Annotated in this window: 16 protein-coding genes and 1 tRNA gene; 9 read left to right on the top strand and 8 right to left on the bottom strand. The window is 70.4% G+C overall.

The window, feature by feature from the left end:
- Nucleotides 1–69: 69 nt before the first annotated feature.
- From IEY99_RS27200 to IEY99_RS27190, 3 genes are all read left to right on the top strand, one after another.
- Complete coding sequence (locus IEY99_RS27200; protein WP_189206932.1) at nt 70–1,170, top strand: magnesium and cobalt transport protein CorA; 1,101 nt, start codon at nt 70–72, stop codon at nt 1,168–1,170.
- On the top strand, nt 1,167–1,673 hold the full coding sequence (locus IEY99_RS27195; RefSeq protein WP_189206931.1) for a GrpB family protein: 507 nt from the start codon (nt 1,167–1,169) through the stop codon (nt 1,671–1,673). The genes IEY99_RS27200 and IEY99_RS27195 overlap by 4 nt, the downstream gene beginning before the upstream one ends.
- A 246-nt stretch (nt 1,674–1,919) precedes the next feature.
- A complete protein-coding gene (locus tag IEY99_RS27190) occupies nt 1,920–4,433 on the top strand; it encodes a lipopolysaccharide biosynthesis protein (protein ID WP_229799292.1) in 2,514 nt (837 codons plus the stop codon).
- A 48-nt stretch (nt 4,434–4,481) separates the two neighbouring features.
- Here the strand turns inward: IEY99_RS27190 and IEY99_RS27185 are convergent, their stop codons facing one another.
- Nucleotides 4,482–4,982 carry a GNAT family N-acetyltransferase gene (locus tag IEY99_RS27185; RefSeq protein ID WP_189206929.1) on the bottom strand — a complete coding sequence of 167 codons (501 nt, stop codon included), beginning with the start codon at nt 4,980–4,982 and terminating at the stop codon, nt 4,482–4,484.
- 96 nt (nt 4,983–5,078) lie between these two features.
- Between IEY99_RS27185 and IEY99_RS27180 the strand changes: the two genes are divergently transcribed.
- From IEY99_RS27180 to IEY99_RS27160, 5 genes are all read left to right on the top strand, one after another.
- Entirely contained in the window at nt 5,079–5,411 is a 333-nt protein-coding gene (locus IEY99_RS27180; protein WP_189206928.1) for a DUF2750 domain-containing protein, read from the top strand.
- A gap of 109 nt (nt 5,412–5,520) precedes the next feature.
- The gene (locus IEY99_RS27175; RefSeq protein ID WP_189206927.1) at nt 5,521–5,952 is read left to right on the top strand and encodes a response regulator; all 432 of its coding nucleotides are present in this window, start codon (nt 5,521–5,523) and stop codon (nt 5,950–5,952) included.
- Between the two features lie 34 nt (nt 5,953–5,986).
- Nucleotides 5,987–6,331 (top strand): PRC-barrel domain-containing protein, encoded by a 345-nt coding sequence (locus tag IEY99_RS27170; protein WP_189206926.1) that lies wholly within the window; start codon nt 5,987–5,989, stop codon nt 6,329–6,331.
- A gap of 26 nt (nt 6,332–6,357) precedes the next feature.
- Nucleotides 6,358–6,720: a nuclear transport factor 2 family protein gene (locus tag IEY99_RS27165; RefSeq protein ID WP_189206925.1), complete on the top strand. Its 363-nt coding sequence runs from the start codon at nt 6,358–6,360 to the stop codon at nt 6,718–6,720.
- 57 nt (nt 6,721–6,777) lie between these two features.
- Nucleotides 6,778–7,179, top strand: a complete 402-nt coding sequence (locus tag IEY99_RS27160) for a hypothetical protein (protein WP_229799291.1) — start codon at nt 6,778–6,780, stop codon at nt 7,177–7,179.
- 15 nt (nt 7,180–7,194) lie between these two features.
- Here the strand turns inward: IEY99_RS27160 and IEY99_RS27155 are convergent, their stop codons facing one another.
- The gene (locus IEY99_RS27155; protein WP_189206924.1) at nt 7,195–8,412 is read right to left on the bottom strand and encodes a L,D-transpeptidase; all 1,218 of its coding nucleotides are present in this window, start codon (nt 8,410–8,412) and stop codon (nt 7,195–7,197) included.
- Between the two features lie 89 nt (nt 8,413–8,501).
- Nucleotides 8,502–9,776: a L,D-transpeptidase gene (locus IEY99_RS27150; protein WP_189206923.1), complete on the bottom strand. Its 1,275-nt coding sequence runs from the start codon at nt 9,774–9,776 to the stop codon at nt 8,502–8,504.
- A gap of 153 nt (nt 9,777–9,929) precedes the next feature.
- Between IEY99_RS27150 and IEY99_RS27145 the strand changes: the two genes are divergently transcribed.
- Nucleotides 9,930–10,005: transfer RNA gene (locus IEY99_RS27145), tRNA-Lys, on the top strand.
- Nucleotides 10,006–10,088: 83 nt separating this feature from the next.
- Here the strand turns inward: IEY99_RS27145 and IEY99_RS27140 are convergent.
- From IEY99_RS27140 to IEY99_RS27120, 5 genes are all read right to left on the bottom strand, one after another.
- Nucleotides 10,089–11,243, bottom strand: a complete 1,155-nt coding sequence (locus IEY99_RS27140; protein WP_189206922.1) for a tyrosine-type recombinase/integrase — start codon at nt 11,241–11,243, stop codon at nt 10,089–10,091.
- Complete coding sequence (locus IEY99_RS35015; RefSeq protein ID WP_189206921.1) at nt 11,240–11,521, bottom strand: helix-turn-helix domain-containing protein; 282 nt, start codon at nt 11,519–11,521, stop codon at nt 11,240–11,242. The genes IEY99_RS27140 and IEY99_RS35015 overlap by 4 nt, the downstream gene beginning before the upstream one ends.
- A gap of 373 nt (nt 11,522–11,894) precedes the next feature.
- Entirely contained in the window at nt 11,895–13,472 is a 1,578-nt protein-coding gene (locus tag IEY99_RS27130) for a hypothetical protein (RefSeq protein ID WP_189206920.1), read from the bottom strand.
- Nucleotides 13,469–13,678 (bottom strand): hypothetical protein, encoded by a 210-nt coding sequence (locus IEY99_RS27125; RefSeq protein WP_189206919.1) that lies wholly within the window; start codon nt 13,676–13,678, stop codon nt 13,469–13,471. The genes IEY99_RS27130 and IEY99_RS27125 overlap by 4 nt, the downstream gene beginning before the upstream one ends.
- Nucleotides 13,678–14,649, bottom strand: a complete 972-nt coding sequence (locus IEY99_RS27120) for a bifunctional DNA primase/polymerase (RefSeq protein ID WP_189206918.1) — start codon at nt 14,647–14,649, stop codon at nt 13,678–13,680. The genes IEY99_RS27125 and IEY99_RS27120 overlap by 1 nt, the downstream gene beginning before the upstream one ends.
- Nucleotides 14,650–14,976 lie beyond the last annotated feature (327 nt).

Raw genomic sequence — 14,976 nt, 5'->3', positions numbered from 1 at the left:
GTCCCGGCGGGCTCCTGCCGGATACCGTCGGGGCGGATCATCGTCGTCGACGCTCGGGAGGCGCTGCGAATGTTCGGCTGGCGGCGGGAGCCGTACCTGATTCCCCGGACGCTCGGGCGGATCATCGAGGGCCTGAGCCGGCCGGAGCCGGCCGCGCCGCGGCAGCGGCGCCACAATCCCGGCGCGGTCGTGGACTGCGCCGTCTACCAGGGCGGTCGCCGCCGGCCGGGGAGCTCGCACTACGCCGACGCCGCCCGGATCGCCCGGCGGCACCGGGGCGCGTTCGTCTGGCTGGGGTTGCACGAGCCCGACGAGGCCACCATGGCGGCCATCGCCGAGGTGTTCGGCCTGCACGAGCTGACCGCCGCGCAGGCCGCCGACCCCGGGCACCGGCCCGCCGCCGAGACGATCGGCGACGTGACCCGGCTGGTGCTGCGGACCGCGCGCTACGTGGAGCACCAGGAGCTGACCGAGTCCTCCGAGGTCGTCGACACCGGGGACGTCACGGTGCTGCTCGGGCCGCACTTCGTGATCACCGTGCGGCACGGGGCGGCCGGTGCGCTCACGGCCGTACGCCAGGACCTGGAGGCGCGGCCCACGCTGCTGGCCGAGGGTCCCTGGGCGGTCGCGCACGCCGTCTGCGCCCGGATGGTCGACCTGTATCTGGAGGTCGCCGGGCATGTCGAGCACGACCTGGAGGCTCTGGAGGCCGTCGCGTTCACGGCGGACAGATCGCCCGATATCGGCCACATCTACCAGTTGAAGCGCGAGATGGTGGAATTCAAGCGGGCGGTGCTGCCCCTGCAGGAACCGCTGCACCGGCTTCTGGACCGCGGGGTGGTGCCGGAGGCGGTGTATCCGTACCTTGTGGACGTACGGGGTCGCCTCGCGCGGGCCGTGGAACGGGTCGCCGGCTTCGACGACCTCCTGAACTCGATCCTTCAGGCCCGGCTGGCGCAGGTCTCCGTGGACCAGAACAACGACATGCGCAAGATCGCGTCGTGGGCCGCCATCGCCGCCGTGCAGACGGCCGTCGCCGGCGTCTACGGCATGAACTTCGCGGTCATGCCCGGGCTGGACTGGGAGTACGGCTACTACGCCGTCATCGCGGTCATGCTCGTCGCGTCGCTGGTGCTGTACCGGAGGTTCAAGAAGGTGGGCTGGTTGTGACGATCGCGGATCCGGATCCGCGCTGGGCCGAACTCGGCAGGCAGGCGTGCGTGGCGCTGGCACCCCTGTTCACCGCGATCGAGCACATCGGCGGCACCGCGGTGCCCGGGCTGCCCGCCACTCCGGTGATCGACCTGATCGCCGCCGCCGACGACCTCGACGAGGTGAACGACGACGCGCTGGAGACGTTCGGTTACCGGATCCACCCCACGGGGCCGCCGGGCCGGCTGCTCTACCGGCGCGAGGACTACGACAGCACGGCGTACCACCTGCACATTGTGACGACCGACACCTGGGACACCCGCAACGAACGGCTCCTGCGCGACCATCTGCTCGCCGACCCGCAAGCCCGCGCCCGGTACGCCGCCGCCCGCCGGCAGTTGCTGGAGCGGTTCGGCCCGGGAGAGGCGTATACGCGCGGTAAGACCGCACTGATCCGGGAGTTGACCGATGCCGCCCGGGCCGGGCGAGGTCTGCCGCCGGTTCCGGTGTGGGATAAATAGCCCCGAGTCACACCCGTCACAAACCTCCGCCGTTCGGTCCCGCCCCCCTCCCCCGTACCGCAGGTTCTCCACTCCGGACGGCATCCGTGATGTGCCCCGCATTGCCATGGTCGATCAACACGCCCCGTAACTACCGTTGCGGTTCGATCACTGCAACTGGGGGCGGTAGTAGTGGAAAGCACGGTAAAAGAGGCCGTACCGGAGAGCCTTGATCCCGGTCCCGAGGGGCCGGGCCGTACGGGACTCGTGGCCGTTCTGCGCGGGCACCTCGACCTGTTCGTGAACGCCGGCTCGCTCATGGCGACCACCGCGCTCACGTCGCTGTTCGGGTTCGCGTACTGGTGGCTCGCCGCGCGGACCGCGCCGGCCGAGGCGGTCGGCCAGGCGTCCGCGGCGGTGTCCGCGATGACCCTGATCGGCACCATCGGGATGTTCGGCATGGGCACCATGCTCATCTCGGACCTGCCCGGCCTGAAGGGCCGCAAGTGGGAGCTGATCTCCACCTGCCTGCTCGTCGCCGGCGGCGCCGCGACGCTCGGCGGGCTGATCTACGTCGCGCTCGCGCACCTCGCCATGCCCGGGCTGCGGGACGCCCTCGGCGGATCGGCCGCCACCGTGCTGCTGGTCTTCGGCATCGCGCTCAACGCGATGACGCTGGTCCTGGACGAGGCCCTGGTCGGCCTCCTGCAGGGGCCGCTGCAGCTCATGCGCAACGCCTGGTTCTCGCTGCTCAAGCTGGCGCTGCTGGGCGCCGTCGCGCTGCTGCCGATCACCCTGACCGGCGGCGAGCTGCTGCTGACCTGGGTGGCCGGCATGGTGCTCTCGGTCGCGATCCTCGGCCGGGCGCTGCGCCGCAAGGGCATGATCGATTCGGTACGCCCGCGCGCCTCGCTGCTGCGCGGCCGGGGCCGGTCGACGTTCGACCACAACCTGCTGAACCTGGCGACGTACCTGCCGCGGGCGGCGCTGCCGCTGGTCGTCACCGCCGTGCTGTCGGCCGAGGCCAACGCGGCGTTCTACACGGCCTTCATGGTGCTGTCGTTCCTGGCCATGGTCCCCGGCAACGTGGCGCTCACCCTCTTCGCGGTGGCCAGCGGCGACAAGGCCGCCCTGCGCTCCAAGGTCCGGATGGGCCTGCTCATCTGCCTGGGCGGCGGCCTGCCCGTCTCCCTGGTGGTCGTGTTCGCCGCCGGGCCGATCATGTCCATCTTCGGCGCGAGCTACGCGGAGGCCGCCGGCACCGCGCTGGCCATCCTGGCGCTGACCTACGTGCCGTTCGTCTTCCACCATTTCTTCCTGGCGATCTCCCGGGTGCAGGGCACGGTCCGCGGTGCCGGCATCTTCGCGGTGTTCGCCGGCGTCGCCGAGATCGCCGCCGCCTGGTACGGCGGCAGCCGCGGCAGCCTCACCGACCTGGTCACCTGGGTGGCGCTCGTGATGGCGGTGGAGACCGTGCTGGTCGCACCGACCGTGCTCCGCGTCGTCTTCGCCACGGCAGTCCCCGAAGGAGAGAACATCATGTCGAGCACCAGCCTGACCCTGCGCGAGCGCGCCTGGCTGCCGCTGGAGTACATCCGTACGGTCGGCCCGCTGACCGGCGTGACGGCCGAGCGGCTGCGCGAGGCGCTGATCGGGCTGCACGCCGCCGACCCGACGCACCGCGCGGTGTCGCGCCTGGACCGCAGCGGCGCCCGCTGGCTGCACATGGACGCCGCCGCCTTCGCCGCGTACGTCCGGGACGCCGTGACCGACCTCGGTGACGGGCCGGCCGACTTCGACGCGATGACCCGGCGGTTGCAGGCCGAGCCGCGCGCCCACCACCCCGTGCGCATCCTGGTCGGCGGCGGGTACGTGGCGATGAAGGTGGCGCACGCGTACGGCGACGCGGGCCCGGTGAACACCCTGCTCCGGGAGCTGGTGCGCGCGGCCGCCGAGCAGCGCGCCGCGGTCATCGGGCCCTCCCTGCGGCACCGCTGGGCGCTGCCCAAGGCCTGGTGGAAGCAGTTCGGCACCAAGCCGGGCCGGTGGAAGCAGGGCCTGAGCTTCGCCCGCCCGCCGCACCCGGAGCAGACCGCGATGCGGCCGTGGACGGCGAACCTGACGGTCGAGACGGCCCGCTCGGCCGACGTGCTGGGCAAGATGCGGGTCTGGCGCGACGAGCACGCCCCCGGCGTGACCACGTCGGCGATCACCTTCGCGGCGTTCACCGCGGCGCTGCAGGAGGTGGGGCTGAACCCCGACCTGGCGGGCGGCACGTTCCTGGCCGACGCGCGGCGCTACGTCGACAAGGGCGTCAGCATCGACAGCAACTTCTGCCAGGGGCCGTACCTGGCGCCGCCCAGCCTGACCGACCCGCAGGCGATCCACACGACGCTGAAGGCGGAGCTGGCCACCGGCCGGATCCTCACGATGATGCTGCTGCGCGAGGGCAAGATCCTCGTGACCGGGGCGCCCGGCATGCCGGACCCGTACCCGGCCGAGGCGCCGGCGGCGCCGCGGCCGCGGCTGACCTTCAGCAACCAGGGCCGCCACGACGTGCTCGCCGACCTGCCCTGGACGGTGGAGCCGGCCGGCCGGGTGAACCAGAGCGTCCCCACCCTCAACGGCCCCGAGGGCATCACGCTGACCACCTCCGAGATGGGTGGCGTGCTGCACCTGGAGGCCACGTTCCACGCCTCGACGTACGACCCGGCCGTGGTGGCCCGGGCGCTGCAGCTGGTCTGCACCGACCCGGCCGCACTGATCATGGCCACGCGGTAGAGAACGTACGCGCGGCCGGCCGCCCCCGCCGGCCGCGCGTATCCCCGCTCAGTCCCGTCGTTCCCCCAGCTTCTGGTACATGACGTGCAGGCCGACGCGACCGTGCGCCGCGGAGTCGAACGCCTCCGGGATCGTGGTCATGATCTCGAAACCGAGGTCCTGCCAGAGATGGACGGCGCCGCGGTTCGTCTCCACGACCGCGTTGAACTGGATGCCGTGATAGCCCTCGTCCCGGGCCCACTCGATGAGGTGGCGGCCGAGCGCCCGGCCGACGCCACGGCCCTGCGCCGCCGGGTCGACCATGAAGCTGCCGGTGGCGATGTGCGCGCCGCGGCCCGGCCGGTTCGGTCCCATCTTGGCCGAGCCCAGCACGGCGCCGCCCGCGACGGCGACCACGGTGCGGCCGGGCGGCGGTTCCATCCAGAGGGCGCGGGCCTCGTCGGTGCCGAGGCCGAGCGGATACGCGTAGGTCTCCCCCGCCTCGACGATGGCCGAGAAGAACGGAAAAATCGCCGGCCAGTCCCGGTCGGTCGCCACTCTGATCTCCATACGCCGACCCTATTTGGTCGTTCAAATCATCTCGGACCCGCCGACGGGCCACCATAGGGACAGCAACGACTCACGAGGAGCGCAAAGGGGACGGCGATGTCGCTCAGTGCGGCGCATGCGGCGGCGTTCCGCCGGGAGGTGCCCCGGGAGGGGCGGGTGTTCTCGATCCGGGACTCTGGTGGCTTCCCCGCGTCCGGTGGCGCCATGCCGTTCTGGTCCAAGCGGTCCCGGGCCGAGCGGGTCGTCGCGGCCGTGGCGGCGTACCGGGGCTTCGAGGTCGTCGAGATCCCCCTGGCCGACTGGCTCGGCAGCTGGCTGCCGGGGCTGCGCCGCGACGGCCTGCTGGTCGGGGTGAACTGGGCCGGCGCCCGCGCCACCGGCCGGGACGTGGCACCGGAGCAGGCCGGCGACTGGTTCGCCGCGCCCTGAAGGCGCCCTTTGTGCCCAGCGTCGCTCATCGCGGCATTTCATACCTACGGCGTGTGGTATCCGGACCGGACGCACCCTATGCTTGCCGGACCGCAACCAAGGGAGCGAAGTGCGCAGTCTGGACATTCTCGTCGTCGACGACGACGACGCCGACGCCTTCATGATCTCGGAGGCGCTGGGGAGCTCGGAGACGCGGACGACCGTCAACCGGGTGTCCGACGGCCGGGAGGCGCTCGACTACCTGCGCAACGTCGAACCGTACGCGGATGCCCACCGCCCCGACCTCATCCTGCTCGACCTCAACATGCCGCGCATGGACGGCCGGGAGACGCTGGCGGCCATCAAGACCGACGACCGGCTCAAGACCATCCCGGTGGTCATCCTGACCACCTCGGGCGCCGCCCCGGACATCGTGTCCAGCTACCAGCACCGGGCCAACGCGTACGTGACGAAGCCGTTCGACCTGGAGGACTTCGAGTCGACCGTACGCACGATCGACCGCTTCTACCGCGAGGTCGCCGTCCTGCCCCCGACGGACTGATTACCGCGGCGCGGGCCGGGGTACGTCCTCTGCCATGCCGGACACCGAATCCGCCCCCGAGGACCTCGGGGCACCGCAGTCTTTCCTCGTCCTCGCCGACGGCACGCCGGTCTTCGACCGGGCCGGCGACCGGGTCGGCAAGGTCGCGCACGTGCTGGCCGACGAGCGCGAGGACATCTTCCACGGCCTGGTGCTCGAGACCCCCGGCGGCCACCGGTACGCGGCCGCCGACCAGGTCGACGGCATCTACGAGCACGGGGTGATCGTCGCCGTGAGCGCCGACCGGCTCGCGGAGCCCAGCGAGGAAGCGGCCAGGCGCACCGACTCCCTCTCCGACGGCCTGCGCCGCGCGTGGAACTGGCTCGTCCAACCGAAGTAGCGGCCGCGTCGGTTACAAAGAACGGCATGGATGACGAACTCCGTGCCGCCGAGCGACGGTTGCAGGCCGCCCAGCTCGCCTCCGACGTCGCGGCCCTCGACCGGCTGCTCGACGACCGGCTGGTCTTCACCGGCCCGGACGGCAACCTCTACGGCAAGGACGACGACCTGCGCGTGCACCGCACCGGCACGCAGGTCATCGAGGCGCTGCACGAGGAGCGGCTCGATCTCGTGGTCGCCGGCGACACCGGCGTGACCTGGTTCCTCGGCAGCCTGCGCGGCAGCGTCGACGGCGTGCCCTTCGCGGCGAGGATGCGCTACACCCGTACCTGGATCCGCGACGACGCGCTCGGCTGGCGCATCATCGCGGCGCACGCGAGCGTGGTGTGACCGGGGGATTTCCGGACGGGCAGATCGGCGGCACGCCCAGCGCCTACCGTCGGAGATGTGTCGCGATCAGCAACGATGTGCGCCCTGCTGCTGCTGGCAGGCGCTGCCGGATGCACCGAACCGGCCGGCGTTCCGGCCCCGGCACCCGCGACGGCGGCGCCGCCCAGCACGCCGCCCGAAGCGGACGACCCGCCGGGCTCCCTGGCCTGCGGCAAGATCGGCGAGGCGGTCCGGGCGGGCAACCTCATGCAGCCGGGCGTGATCACCGGCGTGAGCGCCTCGACCAGCACCGCCGACGCCCCGGTCGCGGACGCCGCGGCCCGCCTCCAGCAGGCCTACGAGCAGGCCGTGAAGGCCCAGGGCGCCGAGGAGGAGCCGGACCTGGTGGCCGCGGTCAGCGCCGCCGCGGCCGAGATGGTCTCGGTGTGCGCCGACTCGGGCCTCTCCAGCGGCGGCTGACAGCCCCGCCGGGCGTCAGATCGCGCTGCCCTTCTTGTACTCGTCCCAGCTCATGTTCCAGTCGGTCCAGCCGTTGCCGTTCTCGAGCCGGTCCTCGGTGCCGCTGACCGTGACCGGGTCGCCCATGAGGGTGCGCTCGAAGAGCCACTTGCCCATGGCCATGGAGACGTTGACGCAGCCGTGCGAGACGTTGCGGCGGCCCTGCTCCCCGTCCGACCACGGGGCGGCGTGGATGAACTGGCCGCTCCAGGTGAGCCGCTGGGCGTAGTCGATGTTCACCCGGTAGCCCTCGCCCTCGGGGAACTCGTCCAGCGTGTCGAAGACGGTCTTGCGCTTCTTCTCGATGACCACCATGGTGCCGCTGGACGACGGGTACTTCTTCCGGCCGAGGCTGACCGGGATGGTCTTGACGACCTTGCCGTCCTGCGTGACGGTCATCTGCTTGGTCCTGTTCTCCACCGTCATGACGAAGGACCGGCCGATGTTGACGTTCACGGTCAGGTCGGAACGGCCGTACCAGCCCTCGTCCATGGGCACGCCCGCCAGCCGCACCCGATAGGAGATCTTGGTGTGCGGCTGCCAGTAGGTCTGTGGGCGGTAGTGCACCTCGGTGGGGCTGGTCCAGTGCCAGATGCCCTCCTGCGCCGGCGTGGCCGTGACGTGCATCCGGCTCTGCACGTCCGCGCGGTACTTCTCCGGGACCGAGCGGCCGAACCGGACGATCAGCGGCATGCCCACCCCGACGGTCTGGTCGTCGCCGAGGAAGCTCATCACCCGGACCAGCTTCGACGGCTTGTCCATCACGATGAACGAGCTGGTGGCGGTGCCGGCCTTGCCGCCCGAGGGGGTGCCGGTGACCGTCACCGTGTACTTCTTGCCCCACTCCAGCGCCTGCGCCGGGCGGAAGACCTTCTGATCCTTGTCGAGGGTGCCCTCGACCTTGTTGCCGTCGGCGTCCGCGACCTCGACCGAGGTGTTCGCGGGGTCCTCCGACGAGTACTTGATGTCGGTGCTGGCCATGACGCCGGTCGCGTCCGCGGCCGGCGAGGTGACCGCCACCGTGCTCGCGGCGGGCTGCGACGCCGGGGAGGAGCTCGAGCCCCCGTCCCGCCAGGCCGGGGACTCCTCGTCACCGCTGCAGCCGGCGCCGAGCAGGACACTCGCGGCCACTACCGCCGCCGCGGCGGCACGCCAGCCTCGCCCGGCCGATCGGGTCACCCCACGAAGTCTCATGATCCTCTCCGCGCTGTCGTCCCCGCTTCTTGTGCAGGCCCTTTCCTGTGCGCGCCCCTTGTGCAGGCCCTTCCCGTACGGGCCGTTTCTCAGGCCTGGCCCGGCTGGGCGGCCAGGTCGGCCGGCACCGGCAGAGCGCTGCCCTTCACGAACTCTTTCCAGCTCACGTCCCACGGAGTCCAGCCGTTGCCGTAGGCCAGCTCGTTCTCCGTACCCCGAATGGTGATCGGATCACCGATGAGCGTGCGATCGAACAACCACCGGGCGTTCGCCTGCGACACGTTCACACACCCGTGCGAGACGTTGCGCCGGCCCTGGTCGGCGGCGGACCACGGCGCCGAGTGGATGTACTGGCCGGACCACGTGAGGCGCTGGGCGTACTCGACCTCGGCACGGTAGGCGTCCTCGGCGGGGAACTCGCCGCGCGTGTCGAAGACGGTCTGGCGCTTCTTCTCCATCACCACCATGGTGCCGCTGGCCGACGGATACTTCGGCCGGCCGAGGCTGACGGGCAGCGTCCGGACCTTCTTGCCGTCCTGGATGACGGTCATGTGCTTCGACTTGTTGTCGACCTGCATGACGAAGCTGCGGCCGATCTCGGCGTCGGCGGAGCGGTCCATGTCGCCATGGCGGCCGCCGCCGGTCGGCAGCCCGCCGACGGCGATGCGCACGCTGAGCTTGGTGCCGCTGCGCCAGAAGTTCGGCGGGCGGTAGTAGGCCTGCGTGCCACTCGCGGTCCACGACCAGGTGCCGGGCTGCGCGGGCGAGCTCTTGACGAACATCCGCTTCTGTACGGCGGCCCGGTCCTTCTTCTTGATCCCCGGGTCGAACTCGACCACGACGGGCATCGCGACGCCGTACGTCGCGCCGTCGAAGAGGTAGAGACCCGTCCCGGTCAGCCGGCCGCCCTCCGCCCTGGTGGTGAAGGACGTGGTCTCGCTCCGCGACTGCCCGGCGCCGTCCACGGCCGTGACCGTGGCCACGTACTTCCGGCTGTGGTCGAGGGGCTTGGCCGGCACCCAGGCGGAACCGTCCTCGCGCAGCTCGCCGCGCACGGTCTTGCCCTTGTCGTCCTCGAGGACGACGGTGACCTTGCCGCCGGAGGCGGTGAACCCGATCTCGGCGCTGACCGGGACGCCCTTCTTTCCGGTGACAGGAGTCACATTCAGCGGGCCGCCCGGCGCGGGAGCCGCGGGCGCGGCGGCAGACTCGGGCGAACCGGACGGAACCGCCGAAGGTGGTCCAGAAGCGACCCAGGCCGCCTGCGCGGGCCCGCCCACGTCATCCCGGCAGCCGGCGAGCACCAAGGGCGCCACGACCAGCAACGACACGATCGCCGGCAGCGAGCGCCGCATCCCGATCATCCTCAGCCCCGTTCTCGCGTTCCGCGGGCACATCCTGCCCTAGAAACCCGGCCGGCGGTGGCCCCTGTGGGCGGCTCGCCCCGGCGATCATGGAGGAGGGGCCGATTTCGGGGGCCGCCGGAACCCGTGTTAATGTTTCTCCGTTGCCAGCGAGCGCCGCTAGCTCAATTGGCAGAGCAGCGGACTCTTAATCCGCGGGTTGTAGGTTCAAGTCCTACGCGGCGCACCATGAAAGGCCCAGGTCAGCGAGTTGCTCGCGGATCCTGGGCCTTGCTGCTTTTCGGCGGTACAGCCATCCGTACAGCCAGCACGCTAACCGGCGCCCGCAGAGCCGAACAGCCGGTCCGCGGCGGCGTCCATCGCGGCGCGCTCCACCTCCATCAGAACGTGGGCATAGGTGTTCATAGTCAGGCTGATCTGGCTATGACCCAGCGTCTGCATCACCGTGCGTGGCGAGGCCCCCGAGGCGAGCAGGAAGGTGGCACACGCGTGACGTAGGTCATGCAGCCGAAGCCACGGCAAGCCTGCCCGTTCTCGGGTGGCGTGCCATTCGCGGTCCAGGTTGCGCGGTTCCATCGGGGTACCGAGCCTTGACGCGAACACCAGACCATGTTCCCGCCACCGTTCATCCGCCTTCGCCCGCTCCTCGTCCTGCTGACGACGATGGCGGCGCAGCAGAGCCAACGTCTGCGCGGGAACCGGCACGGTACGGCGCGACCGGTCGGTCTTCGGCGGCGTGAACACGAGCCGGCCGTCCACCCGCAGAACCGTCTGCCTCACCGTCAGCGCGCCGCCGGCGAAGTCGAGATCCGACCAGCGAAGCCCCAGCAGTTCTCCCCGCCGTAGACCCACCGTCAGGGCGCACACCCACAGCGCTTCGAGGCGCTCACCGGCGATGGAGTCGAGGAGGCGCCTCGCCTCGTCAACGGTCAACGCCCGTCGCTCGACGGTTCGAGCCGAAGGAGCACGGACGGCCAGCGCAGGATTGCGGTGCAACAACTCCTCCCGTTGGGCATCGCTGAGCACGTTGCGCACCAGCCCGTGAATGTGACGAACCGTTGTGGCAGAGAGTCCCTCCCCCGTCTTGGCGGTGAGAACCCGACGGATCATCGTCGGCGTGAGCTTGTCGAGAGGCACCCTGCCGAGCGTGGGCCGAACGTGTGATTCGACGAGCCATCGATACCCGCGCAGCGTGGACTGGCGGGTGCTCTCGTGCTGCTTCATGGCCATCCACTCGTCCAGCCACTGCGACAGCGTCCGGGGCGGAGCGGCCAGGTTCTCCCCCCGTTGCTGGCGGCTCAGCAACTCACCCCGCTTACGAACCGCCTCCTTCTCGGAAGCGGCATAAACGGTCTTGCGCTTGCGCTTACCGTCGACCCAGCCGACATCGATGGAGGCGGCCCACAGCCCGGGCCGCTGCTCGTAGACCGACCCCTCCCCATGGGCCCTCCGGCGCTTGCTCGTCATAAAGCGAACTCCTCCTCTGTCGACAACATCTCCTCGATCGAGGCGAGGGGTATCAGGCGAGCGCGGCCGGCTCTCACAGAACGGAGGCGACCGGCTCTCATCAGGACATAGATCGTGTCGCGGCAGACGCCCAGCAGCTCTGCTGCTTCGGCCGGACGCACGCTCGCCCGTGGTAGCCGCAGATGAGTCTCTTCAACGGATGCTCCAAGGTCCGGGTATGACGCTGCGGTGAGGTGTTGAGTGGATCGCACCGTGACGGCCCTTCGTGTGATCGGCATGGCCGGGAAACGTGGTGGCGGACATGTCGCTGGACGGTGCGCCGCAAGGCCGGCGAGCCGGTTGCGACGGAAGTTGAGCGCGCCGGGCTCAGCGCCATGGTTCCGCGCGGTCTCGAATCGGCGTGGAGTGGCTGAAACATCTCCGCATCTCCGCAGCAGGAGGTGTGACCTGCGGTTATGCATTGCGGAGATGCCTGGAATCTATCTCCGCACATCTCCGCATCTCCGCATGATCTTGGGGCGGGTCCTGGTTGCGGAGATGCGGAGATGTGCGGAGATGCGTGAGCTCTCATCTCCGCAGTCTGTTGTCCCTGGTAGAGGGACATTTCTGTGATGGGTTGCGGAGATGCGGAGATGTTTCAGTGCTTTGCGCTCACCCGTCGTGGTGCTCGACGCGGAACACGGAGCGGTCGCCGCGTTCCGAAGGTTCGGCACGGAGGACGTAGTCGCCGCGCCACCTGCCGTTCTGGCCGGTGAGCATGCGACCCAGAACGATGGCGTTGGGCAGCCGGCCGTTCTTGGTGGTGATGAACAGCCCATCCCATGGGTCGTGCACATCGCTGCCGAGCTGCAGGGGTTCGGCGCTGCGGCGGAGTTCGGCGGCGGTGACCGGCGAGGTGCCGTGCCGCTGGTGCCAGGCCGTCAGGAAGCCGCGCCAGCGGGTGGCGTCCTCGTCGACCTGGCGCACGTCGGCGATGTTGGTCAGGAATCCGTCGATGCCGTGATGGGCGAGGAACCCGCCGAGGGCTTGCGCCCAGGGGGTGAACTGCCGCATCGAGATTCCCCCGGCGCGGGGTGCGCCGGCGCGGGTCCAGTCGAGGACCAGGACGAGCAGGTGCCACAGCACGGTCATCTGATTCGCCGGGGTGGTGATCCACTGGTCGAGGTGCGGGATACCGAACCCGGACTGATCGCGGGCCTCGGGGTGCGGCATGTTCGGATCCAGGTGCACCCGCACGGTCCGCGAGGCCATGTCCCCGCCGACCTGAAGGTTGTTGCCGGTGGCCATCCACAGTCGGTCGTTGACCGATGCGACGTTGCGCGACGCGCCGAGCTGCCGGTCGGACCATTCCCGTTGAGTGATCAGCTGGGCCAGGACGGCGGAGTCGATGACGGTGCCTTCCGCGAGGTTGTCCCAGATGACCACGCCGACCTGTTCGGCGAACACCGCGGTGATGGACTTGCGGAGTTCGCCGTCCTCGTCGGGCCAGGTGAGGATCTTTTGGCCGTAGAGCATGCCCGGCCCGCCGGTCAGGATGCTCTTACCCGAGGCGGGCATGGTCGCGTCGATCATCCCGAACGGGGTCAGGCTACGGGTGAAGTGCCGCAGGATCGGCGTAGCCAATAGCGCGACGTAGTTGGCCCGGTCCGCTGGCGTCGACCAGGGGAAGTCCCCCAGGAACCGGCCGAGCAGGAACGCCCGCGCCTTAACCACCTGCTCACGTGTCGGCGTGTCAGGGACGGGCGGCAGGTCAACTTTGGAGGCGAGGTAGAGGCCGGTGGCCGGGTCGTAGCCGGGCGTCTGCAACAGGGTGCCGTCGCGACGCAGCACCGGAGCGCCGATGATCGCGCGGAGCGCGGGCACGCCGGGCCAGGTCTTGCCGGCCAGCACCGCGGAGAGCACCTCACGCGGCGGGGTGCATTCCTCGTCGTAGGGCTCCATCTCGCCTCCTTCGTTCTTGCGGTGTTTGGTGCGGTAGACGTGCGCATACTCGGCGAGCAGTCCCGCGAGGCCGGCCGGGGTGACCGGGCTCGCGGCGACCGGCAGCGGCGAGTCCTCGTCGGCGGCGCCGGCCAGGCCACCCGAGACTGTCTCCATGTGCGTGAGCGCGCCGTCGGACACGTAGGTGTCAGGCAGCAGGCCCTCGGTCAGCTCCCGCTTGAGGGTGCGGATCGTCTCGGGTCCGGTGCCCACCTTCACCCGCCGCCGACCGTTGTTGTTCCCCGTCACACCCCGCTCCCCAGTCCATCGGCGTCCTGAAAGCCCTCCGGAGCGGGGAACCGCCACCCGGCAGCCTTCTGGTCGTCGAGCGGCAGGCCGGCGAACCGCTGGCAGCACGTGCCGAGGTGAATGCTGACCTCGGTCAGGCCATGACCGTAGGATCCGACGCCGGGGCATCGGTAGATCACTAGGCCGACCTGTACGGAAGCGATCATTAAGCCACCTTCCTCGGGTTGCGGGCTCCGGCGAGCAGGCCGGAGCGGATGGTGCGGGCGGTTTCCCGCTCACTGAGGCCGATCGCGAGGGCGGTCGGAGTCAGCGCCTCGTACACCTCGGCTTCGGTCAGCGCTCCGCCGGCGGCGAGTTGGCCGAGGGACAGTGCGGCGATGTAGAGCGCGTTGTTGCGCCCCGGCGCGCGGGCCGCGCCGAGCCGGTCGAGAGTCCGCTCAACGGCGGCCCGCACGTACGCACTCCGCCTGAATGCGGAGAAATCGCGTAGCAGCGTGCGCGGCCCGACCAGTTCGGCCGGGCGGAGCAGGGTGGCGATCCATGCGGGCAGCACGGCCGGCGGCCGATCCAGCAGGACGTGGTAGGCCCGGCCCCCTACGGTCGAGCCGGGGGCGACGACGTAGCCGCCGTGCGCCCGGGTGTCGATGAGCCAGCCGAGGCCGCCGCGCGTCCCCTGGGTGTTGCGCAGCGGCGGGCCGGGCGGGTGTCGGTAGTACAGGTGGGTGCCGCCGCTGCCGGTGCGCACGGTGTAGGTGTTCCACGCTTCGGGCGCTCCGTCGTCGGTGTGGCGGGCGCAGAGCAGCCCGAACACGTCCGCGCCGTCGCGAGGGTCCATGTCGGCCAATTCCGGTGGTGGCTGCTGGCCGGGTTTGCGTACGTCGAGGTCGATCACCACAAGCCCGGAGGGTCCGCAGGCGAGACCGATGTTGTACGGGACGCGCTGCCACGCCGGGCCGATGCGGTGTGGGTCGGTGGTGGCGCGGGGTTCCCACCCGGTGTGCCCGGTCCGGCAGCGCGGGTCTATGCCGGGGCATCGGTCCTCGGCGTGGTCCGGGAACGCGGGCCGCTTGGCCTGGTCGGGATCGTGCGGTCGATTGTCGGGACGCAGCGGGAAGACGTGCCAGCCGCGGGTGGCGTGGTCGAGGGCGGCGACCCGCAGCGGGCCGGGGTCCAGCATGAGGAACCTCCGCGAATGAGGGCGTGTGATGACCTGCGGGCGTTGCTAAAAGGGATGGCTGCGGGGAGGGCCGTAGCGGCAGGCCATCCCTACAGCGCCTAAGCCGTGACCGGTCCTCGTAGGACCAGGCGCCACGCAATCTGCAATTGCAGATTTCACCGCTGTTGCGCAACAGAAAGCCCGCAGCAGTTCCGTTGGCCCTCGTTCTGCGCAGAAACGCGCACGCGTGCCGCAGGAAGATCGAAACGCGACACGCCGACGGAAAAGCTACCGGCGAGTAGTCTGTGGCTCGCAACACTCGCACAAACGGTCCGTCGACCCTGCCAT

The organism is Couchioplanes azureus, assembly GCF_014648355.1.
GTDB classification, from domain to species: domain Bacteria; phylum Actinomycetota; class Actinomycetes; order Mycobacteriales; family Micromonosporaceae; genus Actinoplanes; species Actinoplanes azureus.
This window is presented reverse-complemented; position numbering and strand designations above follow the sequence as displayed.